This is a genomic window from Streptomyces sp. SBT349, assembly GCF_001083795.1.
GTDB lineage: Bacteria > Actinomycetota > Actinomycetes > Streptomycetales > Streptomycetaceae > Streptomyces.
This window is the reverse complement of the sequence record NZ_LAVK01000162.1, coordinates 1-16,384: the sequence shown is the minus strand read 5'-3', so window position 1 is coordinate 16,384 and position 16,384 is coordinate 1. Positions and strand designations below refer to the sequence as shown.

At 75.3% G+C, this 16,384-nt stretch carries 11 protein-coding genes, 4 pseudogenes and 2 riboswitches; of the genes and pseudogenes, 8 read left to right on the top strand and 7 right to left on the bottom strand.

Translation table 11 applies throughout. The annotated features are described in order from the left end of the window. Positions 1-190: pseudogene (locus tag ADY01_RS40670) on the bottom strand (hypothetical protein); the annotation flags it as partial. Between the two features lie 142 nt (positions 191-332). On the opposite strand from ADY01_RS40670, the gene ADY01_RS20055 reads away from it, so the two are divergent. The 3 genes from ADY01_RS20055 to ADY01_RS20065 all read left to right on the top strand — a co-directional run bounded on the left by ADY01_RS20055 (position 333) and on the right by ADY01_RS20065 (position 3,955). Further along, complete coding sequence (locus ADY01_RS20055) at positions 333-1,565, top strand: cytochrome P450 (protein WP_049575331.1); 1,233 nt, start codon at positions 333-335, stop codon at positions 1,563-1,565. 92 nt (positions 1,566-1,657) lie between these two features. Next, positions 1,658-2,650 (top strand): TauD/TfdA family dioxygenase, encoded by a 993-nt coding sequence (locus tag ADY01_RS20060; RefSeq protein WP_049575336.1) that lies wholly within the window; start codon positions 1,658-1,660, stop codon positions 2,648-2,650. 165 nt (positions 2,651-2,815) lie between these two features. Beyond that, a complete protein-coding gene (locus tag ADY01_RS20065; protein WP_234320322.1) occupies positions 2,816-3,955 on the top strand; it encodes a hypothetical protein in 1,140 nt (379 codons plus the stop codon). Between the two features lie 94 nt (positions 3,956-4,049). Here ADY01_RS20065 and ADY01_RS20070 read toward each other — a convergent pair whose 3' ends face one another. Together ADY01_RS20070 and ADY01_RS20075 are read right to left on the bottom strand one after the other, a co-directional pair. After that, the gene (locus tag ADY01_RS20070) at positions 4,050-5,201 is read right to left on the bottom strand and encodes a Gfo/Idh/MocA family protein (protein WP_049575338.1); all 1,152 of its coding nucleotides are present in this window, start codon (positions 5,199-5,201) and stop codon (positions 4,050-4,052) included. Beyond that, positions 5,198-5,965 (bottom strand): ThuA domain-containing protein, encoded by a 768-nt coding sequence (locus ADY01_RS20075; protein ID WP_049575340.1) that lies wholly within the window; start codon positions 5,963-5,965, stop codon positions 5,198-5,200. The genes ADY01_RS20070 and ADY01_RS20075 overlap by 4 nt, the downstream gene beginning before the upstream one ends. Positions 5,966-6,136: 171 nt before the next feature. Continuing rightward, positions 6,137-6,210, top strand: a riboswitch (cobalamin riboswitch). Positions 6,211-6,330: 120 nt separating this feature from the next. Here ADY01_RS20075 and ADY01_RS41595 point away from each other — a divergent pair. Together ADY01_RS41595 and ADY01_RS39835 are read left to right on the top strand one after the other, a co-directional pair. Next, positions 6,331-7,383 carry a hypothetical protein gene (locus ADY01_RS41595; protein WP_159001310.1) on the top strand — a complete coding sequence of 351 codons (1,053 nt, stop codon included), beginning with the start codon at positions 6,331-6,333 and terminating at the stop codon, positions 7,381-7,383. Further along, positions 7,380-8,039 (top strand): annotated as a pseudogene (locus ADY01_RS39835) (energy-coupling factor transporter transmembrane protein EcfT); the annotation flags it as partial. The gene ADY01_RS41595 and the pseudogene ADY01_RS39835, both read left to right, overlap by 4 nt. Before the next feature lie 354 nt (positions 8,040-8,393). Here the strand turns inward: ADY01_RS39835 and ADY01_RS39840 are convergent. Next, positions 8,394-8,936, bottom strand: a pseudogene (locus ADY01_RS39840) (energy-coupling factor transporter transmembrane protein EcfT); the annotation flags it as partial. 1,238 nt (positions 8,937-10,174) lie between these two features. Next, positions 10,175-10,248: riboswitch (cobalamin riboswitch) on the bottom strand. 171 nt (positions 10,249-10,419) lie between these two features. Here ADY01_RS39840 and ADY01_RS20095 point away from each other — a divergent pair. After that, positions 10,420-11,187 (top strand): ThuA domain-containing protein, encoded by a 768-nt coding sequence (locus tag ADY01_RS20095; protein ID WP_049575340.1) that lies wholly within the window; start codon positions 10,420-10,422, stop codon positions 11,185-11,187. Next, positions 11,184-12,335 carry a Gfo/Idh/MocA family protein gene (locus tag ADY01_RS20100; protein WP_049575338.1) on the top strand — a complete coding sequence of 384 codons (1,152 nt, stop codon included), beginning with the start codon at positions 11,184-11,186 and terminating at the stop codon, positions 12,333-12,335. The genes ADY01_RS20095 and ADY01_RS20100 overlap by 4 nt, the downstream gene beginning before the upstream one ends. 94 nt (positions 12,336-12,429) lie before the next feature. Here ADY01_RS20100 and ADY01_RS20105 read toward each other — a convergent pair whose 3' ends face one another. The 3 genes from ADY01_RS20105 to ADY01_RS20115 all read right to left on the bottom strand — a co-directional run bounded on the left by ADY01_RS20105 (position 12,430) and on the right by ADY01_RS20115 (position 16,052). Further along, entirely contained in the window at positions 12,430-13,569 is a 1,140-nt protein-coding gene (locus ADY01_RS20105) for a hypothetical protein (RefSeq protein ID WP_234320322.1), read from the bottom strand. Between the two features lie 165 nt (positions 13,570-13,734). Next, entirely contained in the window at positions 13,735-14,727 is a 993-nt protein-coding gene (locus ADY01_RS20110; protein WP_049575336.1) for a TauD/TfdA family dioxygenase, read from the bottom strand. Between the two features lie 92 nt (positions 14,728-14,819). After that, a complete protein-coding gene (locus ADY01_RS20115) occupies positions 14,820-16,052 on the bottom strand; it encodes a cytochrome P450 (RefSeq protein ID WP_049575331.1) in 1,233 nt (410 codons plus the stop codon). 142 nt (positions 16,053-16,194) lie between these two features. Between ADY01_RS20115 and ADY01_RS40675 the strand changes: the two are divergent. Beyond that, positions 16,195-16,384: pseudogene (locus ADY01_RS40675) on the top strand (hypothetical protein); the annotation flags it as partial.

The window sequence follows — 16,384 nt, the reverse complement described above, 5'->3', positions numbered from 1 at the left end:
CGCGCGCCGAGCGCCAGATCACCCCGTCCCACCCGTCGGCGGGGAGTTCGCCGAGCGCCGGGTCGCCGTCCCAGGCGAACGGTACGCAGAACGCGCGGGCGACCGCCTGGTCCGGGGCGGCGGCGCCCCGCGGGCATCGTACGGAGCCCGCGCGCCCGCGCGCGGAGCCGTATAGAAGTCTTGGAAGCACCCGCGCGCACGGCCGGGGGAGCGGGCCAGGATGGCAGGGTCGGCGCCGCCCCTCGGGCCGCCCCTCCCGCGCCGCCCGGCCGGGGCTCACCTCCGCCACCCACGTCTTGCCTCCCTGTCCGCGCCCACGGAACGGCGTCCTCATGTCCCAGCTGACCGATCCGCCGCTCAGCGGCACCGCCACCGATCTCTCCGACCCCCGGCGGTACACCGCCGAGGGGATCGAGGACGTGTGGTGTCGGCTGCGCGCGGAGGGGCCGCTCTTCCACACCAGGCGCCCCGTCGGCCACGACTTCTGGTCCGTGCTCGGCCACGACCTCGCCTCGCGGGTGCTCAAGGACGCCGCGAGCTTCTCCTCCGCCGGCGGGATGCGGCTGGACGCCGACCCGGTGGCGAACGAGGCAGCCGCGGGGAAGATGCTCATCGTCACCGACCCGCCCCGGCACGGCGGCATCCGCCGCGTCATCAACTCGGCCTTCACCCCGCGCATGGTCCGCCGGCTGAACGACACCATCCGGCGGACCGCGGTCGAGGTGATCGAGGCGGCGCTCGACCGCGGCGAGGTGGACCTCACCGAGGTCGCCTCCCGGCTGCCGGTGTCGGTGATCTCCGACATGCTCGGAGTGCCGCGCGCCGACTGGGACTTCATGCTCGAACTCACCATGATCGCCTTCGGCGCCGACGAGCAGGCGGGCTCCGACCCCAAGCGGATCGCCGAGGCCCACACCGAACTGCTCGTCTACTACGACGACTTGCTCCGCCGCCGCCGCGACGACCCGCAGGACGACATCGTCTCCGCGCTGGCGCACGGCACCGTGGACGGCACCCCGCTGACCGACGAGGAGGTCCTGCTCAACTGCAACGGCCTGATCTCCGGCGGCAACGAGACCACCCGGCACGCCACCGTCGGCGGCATCCTGGCGTTCGTCCGCGAACCGTCCCAGTGGGCGCGGCTGGCCGCGGACCCCGGCCTGCTGCCCACGGCCGTTCAGGAGATCCTCCGCTTCACCAGCCCCGCGATGCACGTCCTGCGCACCGCGACCCGTGCGGTGACGCTGGAGGGCCGGCGCATCGAGGCGGGCGACCAGCTGGCGGTCTGGCTGTCCGCGGCCAACCGCGACGAGGCCGTCTTTCCCGGCCCGGACCGCTTCGACATCGCCCGCACCCCCAACCGGCACCTCGCCTTTGCCTCCGGCACCCACTTCTGCCTGGGCTCCGCCCTGGCCACCAGCGAACTCACCATTTTCTTCGAGGAGTTCGCCGCCCGCGTGGCCGAGGTCACGCGCCGCGGGGAGCCCCGGCGCATCGCGTCCAACCTGATCTGGGGCCACACCTCCGCGCCCGTCACGCTGACGCGCCGACCGGCCGGGCGCTGACCCGGCGCCCGCCGGTCCAGGACCGCCACCACGTTCCGCCGTCCCGACCCTCCGGCCTCCGGAGCCCGGGGACTTCGAGCAAGGGAAGACACATGACCACGTCGCAGCAGCCCGTCCCGGCCCCGGGCGACGGAGCCCTGCCGCTGGACCTCATCCACGGCGAGCGCCGCGAGATCGCCACGCTCGCCGCCGAACTGGCCGTTGGCGCCCCGGCGCTGGTCGACGACCCGAGGTGGGTGGCGCGGGCGCGCGGCCTGTCGTGCCGCCTGCCGGAGCGCGCCCGCGAGGCGCTGCGCCGCTACCGCCACGACCCGGGCCCGGACGGCATCCTGATCCTGCGCAACCTGCCCGTGGACGAGACCGTCCTGCCGCCCACCCCGAACGAGCCGGACTCCGTGGAGCGCGCCGCGACCGTCCCGGCGGCCGTCGCCGTCCTGGTCACCCTGCAACTCGGCGAGATCGCCGCCTACCGGGACGAGAAGTCAGGGGCGCTGGTGCAGAACGTGGTGCCGGTGCCCGGCCGCGAGGAGTCGCAGAGCAACGCGGGCTCCATCCCGCTCGAACTCCACATCGAGAACGCCTTCCACCCGCGCCGCCCCGACTATGTGGGCCTGCTGTGCCTGCGCAGCGACCACTCGGGGACCGGCGGCACCCTGGTCTCCTCGATCCGCAGGACGCTGCCGCTGCTGTCCGCGGAGACCGTCGAGGTGCTGAGCGGCGAGCGGTTCACCACCAGCCCCCCACCGTCCTTCCACGGCAGCGGCGCGACCGCGCCGCACGCCGTGCTCGTCGGCGACCCCGCCGACCCCGACGTCAAGGTGGACTTCCACGCCACACATCCCCACGACGAGGCGGCCAAGTTCGCCCTGGAGCGGCTGCGCACCGCGTTCCTCGAAGCCGCCACGGTGCTCACCCTGCGGCCCGGCGAGATGGCATTCGTCGACAACCGCATCGCCATTCACGGAAGGACCGCCTACGCCCCGCGCTACGACGGCAGGGACCGCTGGCTGCACCGGACGTTCGTCCACGTCGACCACCGGCGCACCCGCCCCTACCGGCCCGGCGACGGCAGCGTCCTCCTCTGAGTCCCCGGCCGGACCCCGGCGCCGCGACCGCGGGCGGAACGCTCCTCCTCCAGGCGTATCCCCGGCCGGGTCCGGATGGACCCACGGTCTGATGCGGCGGAGGGACATGGCACGGAAAGGTGACAGCATGACAGTTCCCAGCCGACCTCGGCCGGAGGTGACGCCGTGACCGCCCCTCCCGCCCGTTCCTCCGCGCAGCCCGCCGCGGACACCGGTCCGGAATTGCCTCGTGACCCGCGGCCGGCCCCCTGGACCCGTCGCTGGCCGCTGTGGGCGCCCCTGGCGGCCGGTGTCTGGAGCGGCGTGTACGCCGCGGTGCAGATCGCCTGGGTCGCCGCCGGAACGACCGTGCCCTGGGCGCCGGACGAGGCGATCGCCGCCCCGGTCCTGCTCCTGCTGGCCGTGCTGGCCCTGGTGGCGGGCGCCGCCGGACTGGCCACCACCCGCGCGCTGGCCCGCCCCGGGCGGTTGGCGGTCGCCCTGGCCCTGGTCGCGGCCATCCCGGTGTTCGCGGTCGGGATGGCCAGCGTGCCCGAGTACCTCGTCACCGTGGCCTCCCTGTCCGGCCTGGAGAGCGCCACCGGCCTGACCTGGGTGCTGCTCAACGCGGTGGGCACCGGACTGCTCGCCATGGTCGCCCTCGCCCACCGGCGGCGGCTGGCGGGCAGGTGCCCCCGCTGCGCCACGCGCCACGGCGGGGACCACCACGGGCCGCTGGTCCACCCGCCCGCCAGCGTGGCCTCGCGCCGCACCCGCGTCACCGTCTACCTCTTCATGTGCGGGCTGCTGCCGTGGGCCGGGGTCAAGACGATCTGGACGCTCGGCGGCGACGCGCTGAGTGTCACCGCCGAGGGATGGCGCGACGCGACCGACGGCGACTCCGACGTGGCCAGGGCCCTGTCCTCGGTCGGCATCGACGTCACCGTGCTGGCCGCCGCGCTCGGCATCTTCCTGCTGCTCGGCCTCCTGTACCCGTGGGGCCAGGTCTTCCCCCGCTGGACGCCGCCCCTCGCCGGGCGCCGGGTGCCGCGGATGCTGCCGCTGCTGCCCGCCTGGACGATCGCGGGCGGACTCTCGCTGTACGGCTCGGTCCTGGTGATCTACGCGCCGCTCAGCGCCCTGGGCTGGGCCCCCCGGGTCGAGCCCGCGGTGCCCTTCACCTCCCAGTCGGGGATCACGTGGATGGTTCTCTTCGGCGGACTCGCCTTCGGCGGCCTCGGGTTCGGCCTCATCGCCGCCGCCCGCTCCTACGCCGCCAGAACCCACCCGGTCTGCGCCACGGCGCAGCACCCCCCTGACGCCTGAGGTCCCGAGTCAGGGATTCGTCGGCGATTCGTCGGCCGCGGGCGGCGGACGAGGCGCTCCGAGCCGGGGCCCCGTCCGCCGTGGCGCCCGTTCCTCAGGCGCCGCCGGCGGCCGATGTCCAGGAGGCGAGGACGTCCCGCACCTCGCCCCCGGCCAGCCCGAGCGCCTCGGCGTGGGCGGTGGCCAGGACGTCGTCCACCCGGACCCTCCGGTCGGTGCGGGCGGACAGGACGGCCGAGGCGACCATGGCCAGGCTCAGGACGTTGTCGTGGATCTCTCCCATGGGGACCGTCCCGGTGCGCAGCGCGTGCGTGAACTCGGCGAGGGATCCCTCGATGCCCTCGCCCCAGCTCGCCACCGGCGCGGCCCCGCCCCGGTCGCCCACGGCGTCCGCGGTGCCCTCCTCCGCCGTCTCGGCCGTCTCCTCCGTCTCGGGCGGGTCGTCGCCGTTCCAGCGGGCGCTGCCCCGTGCGCCGCTGACCCGCCAGGCGCCGTTCCACGACGTCTCCAGCCCCGGGCTGCACCAGCTCCCGTTGTAGAGGTAACGGGTCCCTCCCGTCATCTCGAAGACGGCGGTCGTCGCCGCGTCCCCGGCGTACCAGCTCCACGAGGGGTTGTACTCCTGGCAGTAGACGGAGACGGGGTCCGCGTCGAGCAGGTGGCGGGCGGTGTCGAACGGGTGGATGGCCATGTCGAGCAGCAGCGGGTGCTCCATGGTCTCCCGGAATCCGCCGAAGTGCGGCGCCTTGAAGAACTCCGTGGTGAGGATGCCCAGCGCGCCGAGCCGCCGGGCCCGTTCCTTGAACGCGGCCAGCTCCGGGTGGTAACGCCGCGACTGGCTCACCATGAACAGCTGCCCCGACAGCTCGGCGGCGGCGATCAGGCACAGCGCCTCGGGCAGGGTGGCGGCGGCCGGCTTCTCGCCGAGCACCGGCAGCCCCAGGCCCAGCGCCCCGAGCGTGACGGGGAGATGGGCGGCGGGGACGGTCACGTTGACCACGGCGTCGGGGGCGGTGTCGTGGACGAGCACGGCGAGGTCGGCTCCGGCGGGCACCCCGGGGGCCCCCGCACCGTCGGCCGCCGCGCGGGCCACCAGCGGATCGAGGTCGACGACGCCGGCCAGTTCCACGTCGGGCGAGGACTCGACCGCGCGCAGCCACGCCCGGCCCATCGCGCCCGCGCCCACCACGAGGACCCGCAGCGGCGACCCGTTCCCCGGCAGGGCGCGGAAGGCGTCGGTGCTCACGCGCGGTCGCCCCCGTTCTCGAACCAGCCGGTGTCGTACCGGCCGATCGCCGGCTCGGCGCGCGGCAGCGAGGGCGCCGCCCAGGCGACGGCGTTGGCGAGGACGCGCCGCACGTCCGGGTGGTGGTAGACGGGGTAGTCCTGGTCGCCCGGGCTGAAGTAGAAGATCCTGCCCTTGCCCCGGTGGAAGACGCAGCCGCTCCGGAAGACCTCGCCGCCGGAGAAGGAGCTGAGGAACACGAGCTCGTCCGGCTCCGGGATGTCGAAGAACTCCCCGTACATCTCCTGCTCCTCGATGATGAGCGGATGCGGCACGCCCGCCGCGATGGGGTGCGCGGGATTCACGGTCCAGACCAGCTCGCGGTCGCGCTCGTTGCGCCAGCGCAGCGTGCAGGTCGTTCCCATCAGCTTGCGGAAGATCTTCGACCAGTGCCCCGAGTGGAGCACGATCAGCCCCATCCCGCCGAGCACATGCCGCTGGACCCGGTCCACCACCGCGTCGGCGACATCGTCATGGGACATGTGGCCCCACCAGGTGAGGACGTCCGTGTCCTCCAGCACGGCCTCGGTCAGGCCGTGTTCCGGCTCGTCCAGCGTCGCGGTCCTGACACGGGCCCGGTCGCCGAGGTGCTGCGTTATGCCGTCGGCCATGGCCCCGTGCATGCCCTCGGGGTACAACTCGGCGACATTGGCGTCCCGTTGCTCGTGGCGGCCTTCGCTCCACACGGTCACGCGCAGGGGGGCGGGGGACGGGGATGAGGTCATGGTGACTCCTGGTCGTGCTGTGGGCCATGGGCCCCGGGCTGAACGGGGTGTTCCCGCCGGGCGCCCGGGGCAATCGGCCCCCGGAGGCGGCCGTGGCGCGAGGATCTGGCCGCCGGGCCCAACGCCCCCTATCCTGGAGCGGTTTGACAAGTACATGCGTGTGCGTGCGAGGGAAGCCGGTGGGAATCCGGCGCTGACCTGCAACCGTGAGCGGAGCCGTCCACCGGCCCCGTGAGCCGGAATGCTCGGGCGTATCACGTGAACTGCTTCTCACTGTCACGGTTCGCAGCGTGGAGCCCTCGGCCGCCAGGCGCCTTGTGCCGCGGTCCCGTTGGGCGGTCATGTCTGCCCAAGGGGAAGGGCACGTGATGTCGCGGGCCGGGATACGGGCGGTCGCCATCGGCGGACTGCTCGCTGTGTTGCACGCACCGTTGCCACCGGCGGGGGCCGTCGCCCCGGCCGCTCCCGCGGCGGGGGCCGCGGCGGAGGGCACCGCCGGCTTCTGCCCGGACGCCTCCGGGGTCACGGTCGTGGTCGACTTCCAGCAGCTCGGCGGTGGCAGGGTGGTCCGCTGCGCCCCCGGACCCCAGGACGACGGGGTGCGGGCGCTGCGCGCCGCCGGGTTCGACGTCGCGGGCACCAACCGCTGGGGCGACGCGTTCGTCTGCCGCATCAACGGCCGTCCGGGCGCCGGTGACGAGTCCTGTGTCGACACCCCGCCGGCCGACGCCTACTGGTCGTACTGGCACGCCTCCGACGGCGGCGAGTGGACCTACAGCCAGCGCGGCGCGACCTACCGGGTCCCGCCCGAGGGCAGCTTCGAGGGCTGGTCGTTCTCGCGGGGCGAGGAGAGCGGCGGGACGCCGCCGCCCGGCGTGGCACCGCTCCGCCCGCCCGCCGACGGCTCGTCGGGCGGTGCGGGCGGCTCCGGGGGTACGGGCGGTTCCGGAGGTTCGGGCGGCTCGGGTGAGTCCGGTGGCGGCGACGCGGACGGCTCCGGCGGGGACGGCGGCGCCCCGGGCTCGTCCGGCGCGGGCGGGAGCGGCTCGGGCCCCGGCGGCGGTCCGGGGGCGGACGGCGGCGCCGAACCCGCGCTCCCCGGCGACCGCCCCTCCTCGCCCGCCCGTCCGCCGGACGAGGGCGCCGGCCCGCCGGGGCCCGGCGGGGAGAGCGCCCCGCCCGGCGGGGAGTCGCCTCCGGCGACGCCGGGCGGCGCCCCGGGTCCCACGCCCGCCGAGGACCCCGGCTGGAGCGGCGAGGACGCCGCGTTCGAGGAGCGACGCGAGGGCTCGGGCGGCTCCGGCGGGCCCTCCGCGTTCACCGTCGCCGCGCTCGGCCTGCTCGCCGCCCTCGCGGGCGCCGCCGCGTACGCCGCCCGGCGCAGACGGCGGTCCGCCGGATCGGCCGACGCCGGGTGACCGCCCGCGCGGGCCCGTTGGAGCGCGCCCTGCACCCGGGCGCCTGGTGGCTGTGGGCGCTCGGCATGGCGGTCGCGGCGTCCCGCACCACCAACCCGGTGCTGCTCGGGCTGCTGCTGGCCGCCGTCGGCTGCGTCGTGGTGCGGCGCAGGACGGACGCGCCCTGGGCGCTCTCGTTCCGGATGTACCTCGTCTTCGGCGCCGTGATCGTCGTGATGCGGGTCCTGTTCCGCGTCGTGTTCGGCGGCGGCGGGGGCGACACCGTCCTGGTCACCCTCCCGGAGATCCCGCTGCCCGAGGCCGCGGCCGGGATCAGGCTGCTCGGCCCGGTGGCCGCCGAGGAGGTGCTCGGCGGGTTCTACGACGGGCTCCAGCTGGCCACCATGGTGATCTGCGTCGGCGCCGCCAACGCCCTGGCCAACCCCAAGCGCATGCTCAAGGCCATGCCCGGCGCGCTCCACGAGGTGGGCACGGCCGTCGTCGTCGCGCTCACCGTGGCGCCCCAGCTGATCGAGAGCGTGCAGCGCGTGCGCCGGGCGCGCAGGCTGCGCGGTGCCAGGGAGAGGGGCAGGCACGCGCTGCGCGGCATCCTCATCCCCGTCCTGGAGGACGCCCTCGGCCGGTCCCTGTCCCTGGCCGCGGCCATGGCCTCCCGCGGCTACGGCCGCACCGGGACCACCCCGCCCGGCGCCAGGCGGGCCGTCGGCGCCCTGCTGATCGGCGGCCTGCTGGGCATCGCCGCCGGACTCTACGGGCTGATGGGCTCGGGCTCCCCCCGCTACCTCGGCCTCCCGCTGGTGGTCGGCGGCGCCGCCGACCACCAGCGGGAGGCCGAGGTAGCGGGGGGAGCCCGAGCCCATCAGCCCGTAGAGTCCGGCGGCGATGCCCAGCAGGCCGCCGATCAGCAGGGCGCCGACGGCCCGCCTGGCGCCGGGCGGGGTGGTCCCGGTGCGGCCGTAGCCGCGGGAGGCCATGGCCGCGGCCAGGGACAGGGACCGGCCGAGGGCGTCCTCCAGGACGGGGATGAGGATGCCGCGCAGCGCGTGCCTGCCCCTCTCCCTGGCACCGCGCAGCCTGCGCGCCCGGCGCACGCGCTGCACGCTCTCGATCAGCTGGGGCGCCACGGTGAGCGCGACGACGACGGCCGTGCCCACCTCGTGGAGCGCGCCGGGCATGGCCTTGAGCATGCGCTTGGGGTTGGCCAGGGCGTTGGCGGCGCCGACGCAGATCACCATGGTGGCCAGCTGGAGCCCGTCGTAGAACCCGCCGAGCACCTCCTCGGCGGCCACCGGGCCGAGCAGCCTGATCCCGGCCGCGGCCTCGGGCAGCGGGATCTCCGGGAGGGTGACCAGGACGGTGTCGCCCCCGCCGCCGCCGAACACGACGCGGAACAGGACCCGCATCACGACGATCACGGCGCCGAAGACGAGGTACATCCGGAACGAGAGCGCCCAGGGCGCGTCCGTCCTGCGCCGCACCACGACGCAGCCGACGGCGGCCAGCAGCAGCCCGAGCAGCACCGGGTTGGTGGTGCGGGACGCCGCGACCGCCATGCCGAGCGCCCACAGCCACCAGGCGCCCGGGTGCAGGGCGCGCTCCAACGGGCCCGCGCGGGCGGTCACCCGGCGTCGGCCGATCCGGCGGACCGCCGTCTGCGCCGGGCGGCGTACGCGGCGGCGCCCGCGAGGGCGGCGAGCAGGCCGAGCGCGGCGACGGTGAACGCGGAGGGCCCGCCGGAGCCGCCCGAGCCCTCGCGTCGCTCCTCGAACGCGGCGTCCTCGCCGCTCCAGCCGGGGTCCTCGGCGGGCGTGGGACCCGGGGCGCCGCCCGGCGTCGCCGGAGGCGACTCCCCGCCGGGCGGGGCGCTCTCCCCGCCGGGCCCCGGCGGGCCGGCGCCCTCGTCCGGCGGACGGGCGGGCGAGGAGGGGCGGTCGCCGGGGAGCGCGGGTTCGGCGCCGCCGTCCGCCCCCGGACCGCCGCCGGGGCCCGAGCCGCTCCCGCCCGCGCCGGACGAGCCCGGGGCGCCGCCGTCCCCGCCGGAGCCGTCCGCGTCGCCGCCACCGGACTCACCCGAGCCGCCCGAACCTCCGGAACCGCCCGTACCCCCGGAGCCGCCCGCACCGCCCGACGAGCCGTCGGCGGGCGGGCGGAGCGGTGCCACGCCGGGCGGCGGCGTCCCGCCGCTCTCCTCGCCCCGCGAGAACGACCAGCCCTCGAAGCTGCCCTCGGGCGGGACCCGGTAGGTCGCGCCGCGCTGGCTGTAGGTCCACTCGCCGCCGTCGGAGGCGTGCCAGTACGACCAGTAGGCGTCGGCCGGCGGGGTGTCGACACAGGACTCGTCACCGGCGCCCGGACGGCCGTTGATGCGGCAGACGAACGCGTCGCCCCAGCGGTTGGTGCCCGCGACGTCGAACCCGGCGGCGCGCAGCGCCCGCACCCCGTCGTCCTGGGGTCCGGGGGCGCAGCGGACCACCCTGCCACCGCCGAGCTGCTGGAAGTCGACCACGACCGTGACCCCGGAGGCGTCCGGGCAGAAGCCGGCGGTGCCCTCCGCCGCGGCCCCCGCCGCGGGAGCGGCCGGGGCGACGGCCCCCGCCGGTGGCAACGGTGCGTGCAACACAGCGAGCAGTCCGCCGATGGCGACCGCCCGTATCCCGGCCCGCGACATCACGTGCCCTTCCCCTTGGGCAGACATGACCGCCCAACGGGACCGCGGCACAAGGCGCCTGGCGGCCGAGGGCTCCACGCTGCGAACCGTGACAGTGAGAAGCAGTTCACGTGATACGCCCGAGCATTCCGGCTCACGGGGCCGGTGGACGGCTCCGCTCACGGTTGCAGGTCAGCGCCGGATTCCCACCGGCTTCCCTCGCACGCACACGCATGTACTTGTCAAACCGCTCCAGGATAGGGGGCGTTGGGCCCGGCGGCCAGATCCTCGCGCCACGGCCGCCTCCGGGGGCCGATTGCCCCGGGCGCCCGGCGGGAACACCCCGTTCAGCCCGGGGCCCATGGCCCACAGCACGACCAGGAGTCACCATGACCTCATCCCCGTCCCCCGCCCCCCTGCGCGTGACCGTGTGGAGCGAAGGCCGCCACGAGCAACGGGACGCCAATGTCGCCGAGTTGTACCCCGAGGGCATGCACGGGGCCATGGCCGACGGCATAACGCAGCACCTCGGCGACCGGGCCCGTGTCAGGACCGCGACGCTGGACGAGCCGGAACACGGCCTGACCGAGGCCGTGCTGGAGGACACGGACGTCCTCACCTGGTGGGGCCACATGTCCCATGACGATGTCGCCGACGCGGTGGTGGACCGGGTCCAGCGGCATGTGCTCGGCGGGATGGGGCTGATCGTGCTCCACTCGGGGCACTGGTCGAAGATCTTCCGCAAGCTGATGGGAACGACCTGCACGCTGCGCTGGCGCAACGAGCGCGACCGCGAGCTGGTCTGGACCGTGAATCCCGCGCACCCCATCGCGGCGGGCGTGCCGCATCCGCTCATCATCGAGGAGCAGGAGATGTACGGGGAGTTCTTCGACATCCCGGAGCCGGACGAGCTCGTGTTCCTCAGCTCCTTCTCCGGCGGCGAGGTCTTCCGGAGCGGCTGCGTCTTCCACCGGGGCAAGGGCAGGATCTTCTACTTCAGCCCGGGCGACCAGGACTACCCCGTCTACCACCACCCGGACGTGCGGCGCGTCCTCGCCAACGCCGTCGCCTGGGCGGCGCCCTCGCTGCCGCGCGCCGAGCCGGCGATCGGCCGGTACGACACCGGCTGGTTCGAGAACGGGGGCGACCGCGCGTGAGCACCGACGCCTTCCGCGCCCTGCCGGGGAACGGGTCGCCGCTGCGGGTCCTCGTGGTGGGCGCGGGCGCGATGGGCCGGGCGTGGCTGCGCGCGGTCGAGTCCTCGCCCGACGTGGAACTGGCCGGCGTCGTCGACCTCGATCCGCTGGTGGCCCGCGCGGCGGCCGACGGTGCGGGGGCCCCCGGGGTGCCCGCCGGAGCCGACCTCGCCGTGCTCGTCCACGACACCGCCCCCGACGCCGTGGTCAACGTGACCGTCCCCGCCGCCCATCTCCCCGTCACGCTCGGGGCGCTGGGCCTGGGGCTGCCGGTGCTCGGCGAGAAGCCGGCCGCCGCCACCCTGCCCGAGGCGCTGTGCCTGATCGCCGCCGCCGAGCTGTCGGGGCAGCTGTTCATGGTGAGCCAGTCGCGGCGTTACCACCCGGAGCTGGCCGCGTTCAAGGAACGGGCCCGGCGGCTCGGCGCGCTGGGCATCCTCACCACGGAGTTCTTCAAGGCGCCGCACTTCGGCGGATTCCGGGAGACCATGGAGCACCCGCTGCTGCTCGACATGGCCATCCACCCGTTCGACACCGCCCGCCACCTGCTCGACGCGGACCCCGTCTCCGTCTACTGCCAGGAGTACAACCCCTCGTGGAGCTGGTACGCCGGGGACGCGGCGACGACCGCCGTCTTCGAGATGACGGGAGGGACCCGTTACCTCTACAACGGGAGCTGGTGCAGCCCGGGGCTGGAGACGTCGTGGAACGGCGCCTGGCGGGTCAGCGGCGCACGGGGCAGCGCCCGCTGGAACGGCGACGACCCGCCCGAGACGGAGGAGACGGCCGAGACGGCGGAGGAGGGCACCGCGGACGCCGTGGGCGACCGGGGCGGGGCCGCGCCGGTGGCGAGCTGGGGCGAGGGCATCGAGGGATCCCTCGCCGAGTTCACGCACGCGCTGCGCACCGGGACGGTCCCCATGGGAGAGATCCACGACAACGTCCTGAGCCTGGCCATGGTCGCCTCGGCCGTCCTGTCCGCCCGCACCGACCGGAGGGTCCGGGTGGACGACGTCCTGGCCACCGCCCACGCCGAGGCGCTCGGGCTGGCCGGGGGCGAGGTGCGGGACGTCCTCGCCTCCTGGACATCGGCCGCCGGCGGCGCCTGAGGAACGGGCGCCACGGCGGACGGGGCCCCGGCTCGGAGCGCCTCGTCCGCCGCCCGCGGCCGACGAATCGCCGACGAATCCCTGACTCGGGACCTCAGGCGTCAGGGGGGTGCTGCGCCGTGGCGCAGACCGGGTGGGTTCTGGCGGCGTAGGAGCGGGCGGCGGCGATGAGGCCGAACCCGAGGCCGCCGAAGGCGAGTCCGCCGAAGAGAACCATCCACGTGATCCCCGACTGGGAGGTGAAGGGCACCGCGGGCTCGACCCGGGGGGCCCAGCCCAGGGCGCTGAGCGGCGCGTAGATCACCAGGACCGAGCCGTACAGCGAGAGTCCGCCCGCGATCGTCCAGGCGGGCAGCAGCGGCAGCATCCGCGGCACCCGGCGCCCGGCGAGGGGCGGCGTCCAGCGGGGGAAGACCTGGCCCCACGGGTACAGGAGGCCGAGCAGCAGGAAGATGCCGAGCGCGGCGGCCAGCACGGTGACGTCGATGCCGACCGAGGACAGGGCCCTGGCCACGTCGGAGTCGCCGTCGGTCGCGTCGCGCCATCCCTCGGCGGTGACACTCAGCGCGTCGCCGCCGAGCGTCCAGATCGTCTTGACCCCGGCCCACGGCAGCAGCCCGCACATGAAGAGGTAGACGGTGACGCGGGTGCGGCGCGAGGCCACGCTGGCGGGCGGGTGGACCAGCGGCCCGTGGTGGTCCCCGCCGTGGCGCGTGGCGCAGCGGGGGCACCTGCCCGCCAGCCGCCGCCGGTGGGCGAGGGCGACCATGGCGAGCAGTCCGGTGCCCACCGCGTTGAGCAGCACCCAGGTCAGGCCGGTGGCGCTCTCCAGGCCGGACAGGGAGGCCACGGTGACGAGGTACTCGGGCACGCTGGCCATCCCGACCGCGAACACCGGGATGGCCGCGACCAGGGCCAGGGCGACCGCCAACCGCCCGGGGCGGGCCAGCGCGCGGGTGGTGGCCAGTCCGGCGGCGCCCGCCACCAGGGCCAGCACGGCCAGCAGGAGCAGGACCGGGGCGGCGATCGCCTCGTCCGGCGCCCAGGGCACGGTCGTTCCGGCGGCGACCCAGGCGATCTGCACCGCGGCGTACACGCCGCTCCAGACACCGGCCGCCAGGGGCGCCCACAGCGGCCAGCGACGGGTCCAGGGGGCCGGCCGCGGGTCACGAGGCAATTCCGGACCGGTGTCCGCGGCGGGCTGCGCGGAGGAACGGGCGGGAGGGGCGGTCACGGCGTCACCTCCGGCCGAGGTCGGCTGGGAACTGTCATGCTGTCACCTTTCCGTGCCATGTCCCTCCGCCGCATCAGACCGTGGGTCCATCCGGACCCGGCCGGGGATACGCCTGGAGGAGGAGCGTTCCGCCCGCGGTCGCGGCGCCGGGGTCCGGCCGGGGACTCAGAGGAGGACGCTGCCGTCGCCGGGCCGGTAGGGGCGGGTGCGCCGGTGGTCGACGTGGACGAACGTCCGGTGCAGCCAGCGGTCCCTGCCGTCGTAGCGCGGGGCGTAGGCGGTCCTTCCGTGAATGGCGATGCGGTTGTCGACGAATGCCATCTCGCCGGGCCGCAGGGTGAGCACCGTGGCGGCTTCGAGGAACGCGGTGCGCAGCCGCTCCAGGGCGAACTTGGCCGCCTCGTCGTGGGGATGTGTGGCGTGGAAGTCCACCTTGACGTCGGGGTCGGCGGGGTCGCCGACGAGCACGGCGTGCGGCGCGGTCGCGCCGCTGCCGTGGAAGGACGGTGGGGGGCTGGTGGTGAACCGCTCGCCGCTCAGCACCTCGACGGTCTCCGCGGACAGCAGCGGCAGCGTCCTGCGGATCGAGGAGACCAGGGTGCCGCCGGTCCCCGAGTGGTCGCTGCGCAGGCACAGCAGGCCCACATAGTCGGGGCGGCGCGGGTGGAAGGCGTTCTCGATGTGGAGTTCGAGCGGGATGGAGCCCGCGTTGCTCTGCGACTCCTCGCGGCCGGGCACCGGCACCACGTTCTGCACCAGCGCCCCTGACTTCTCGTCCCGGTAGGCGGCGATCTCGCCGAGTTGCAGGGTGACCAGGACGGCGACGGCCGCCGGGACGGTCGCGGCGCGCTCCACGGAGTCCGGCTCGTTCGGGGTGGGCGGCAGGACGGTCTCGTCCACGGGCAGGTTGCGCAGGATCAGGATGCCGTCCGGGCCCGGGTCGTGGCGGTAGCGGCGCAGCGCCTCGCGGGCGCGCTCCGGCAGGCGGCACGACAGGCCGCGCGCCCGCGCCACCCACCTCGGGTCGTCGACCAGCGCCGGGGCGCCAACGGCCAGTTCGGCGGCGAGCGTGGCGATCTCGCGGCGCTCGCCGTGGATGAGGTCCAGCGGCAGGGCTCCGTCGCCCGGGGCCGGGACGGGCTGCTGCGACGTGGTCATGTGTCTTCCCTTGCTCGAAGTCCCCGGGCTCCGGAGGCCGGAGGGTCGGGACGGCGGAACGTGGTGGCGGTCCTGGACCGGCGGGCGCCGGGTCAGCGCCCGGCCGGTCGGCGCGTCAGCGTGACGGGCGCGGAGGTGTGGCCCCAGATCAGGTTGGACGCGATGCGCCGGGGCTCCCCGCGGCGCGTGACCTCGGCCACGCGGGCGGCGAACTCCTCGAAGAAAATGGTGAGTTCGCTGGTGGCCAGGGCGGAGCCCAGGCAGAAGTGGGTGCCGGAGGCAAAGGCGAGGTGCCGGTTGGGGGTGCGGGCGATGTCGAAGCGGTCCGGGCCGGGAAAGACGGCCTCGTCGCGGTTGGCCGCGGACAGCCAGACCGCCAGCTGGTCGCCCGCCTCGATGCGCCGGCCCTCCAGCGTCACCGCACGGGTCGCGGTGCGCAGGACGTGCATCGCGGGGCTGGTGAAGCGGAGGATCTCCTGAACGGCCGTGGGCAGCAGGCCGGGGTCCGCGGCCAGCCGCGCCCACTGGGACGGTTCGCGGACGAACGCCAGGATGCCGCCGACGGTGGCGTGCCGGGTGGTCTCGTTGCCGCCGGAGATCAGGCCGTTGCAGTTGAGCAGGACCTCCTCGTCGGTCAGCGGGGTGCCGTCCACGGTGCCGTGCGCCAGCGCGGAGACGATGTCGTCCTGCGGGTCGTCGCGGCGGCGGCGGAGCAAGTCGTCGTAGTAGACGAGCAGTTCGGTGTGGGCCTCGGCGATCCGCTTGGGGTCGGAGCCCGCCTGCTCGTCGGCGCCGAAGGCGATCATGGTGAGTTCGAGCATGAAGTCCCAGTCGGCGCGCGGCACTCCGAGCATGTCGGAGATCACCGACACCGGCAGCCGGGAGGCGACCTCGGTGAGGTCCACCTCGCCGCGGTCGAGCGCCGCCTCGATCACCTCGACCGCGGTCCGCCGGATGGTGTCGTTCAGCCGGCGGACCATGCGCGGGGTGAAGGCCGAGTTGATGACGCGGCGGATGCCGCCGTGCCGGGGCGGGTCGGTGACGATGAGCATCTTCCCCGCGGCTGCCTCGTTCGCCACCGGGTCGGCGTCCAGCCGCATCCCGCCGGCGGAGGAGAAGCTCGCGGCGTCCTTGAGCACCCGCGAGGCGAGGTCGTGGCCGAGCACGGACCAGAAGTCGTGGCCGACGGGGCGCCTGGTGTGGAAGAGCGGCCCCTCCGCGCGCAGCCGACACCACACGTCCTCGATCCCCTCGGCGGTGTACCGCCGGGGGTCGGAGAGATCGGTGGCGGTGCCGCTGAGCGGCGGATCGGTCAGCTGGGACATGAGGACGCCGTTCCGTGGGCGCGGACAGGGAGGCAAGACGTGGGTGGCGGAGGTGAGCCCCGGCCGGGCGGCGCGGGAGGGGCGGCCCGAGGGGCGGCGCCGACCCTGCCATCCTGGCCCGCTCCCCCGGCCGTGCGCGCGGGTGCTTCCAAGACTTCTATACGGCTCCGCGCGCGGGCGCGCGGGCTCCGTACGATGCCCGCGGGGCGCCGCCGCCCCGGACCAGGCGGTCGCCCGCGCGTTCTGCGTACCGTTCGCCTGGGACGGCGACCCGGCGCTCGGCGAACTCCCCGCCGACGGGTGGGACGGGGTGATCTGGCGCTCGGCGCGCG

Bases quoted from the DNA above. Each gene is read 5' to 3' on its own strand.
- ADY01_RS20055 (WP_049575331.1), top strand. From the start codon at position 333: ATGTCCCAGCTGACCGATCCGCCGCTCAGCGGCACCGCCACCGATCTC.
- ADY01_RS20060 (WP_049575336.1), top strand. From the start codon at position 1,658: ATGACCACGTCGCAGCAGCCCGTCCCGGCCCCGGGCGACGGAGCCCTG.
- ADY01_RS20075 (WP_049575340.1), bottom strand. From the start codon at position 5,965: ATGACCTCATCCCCGTCCCCCGCCCCCCTGCGCGTGACCGTGTGGAGC.
- ADY01_RS20095 (WP_049575340.1), top strand. From the start codon at position 10,420: ATGACCTCATCCCCGTCCCCCGCCCCCCTGCGCGTGACCGTGTGGAGC.
- ADY01_RS20110 (WP_049575336.1), bottom strand. From the start codon at position 14,727: ATGACCACGTCGCAGCAGCCCGTCCCGGCCCCGGGCGACGGAGCCCTG.
- ADY01_RS20115 (WP_049575331.1), bottom strand. From the start codon at position 16,052: ATGTCCCAGCTGACCGATCCGCCGCTCAGCGGCACCGCCACCGATCTC.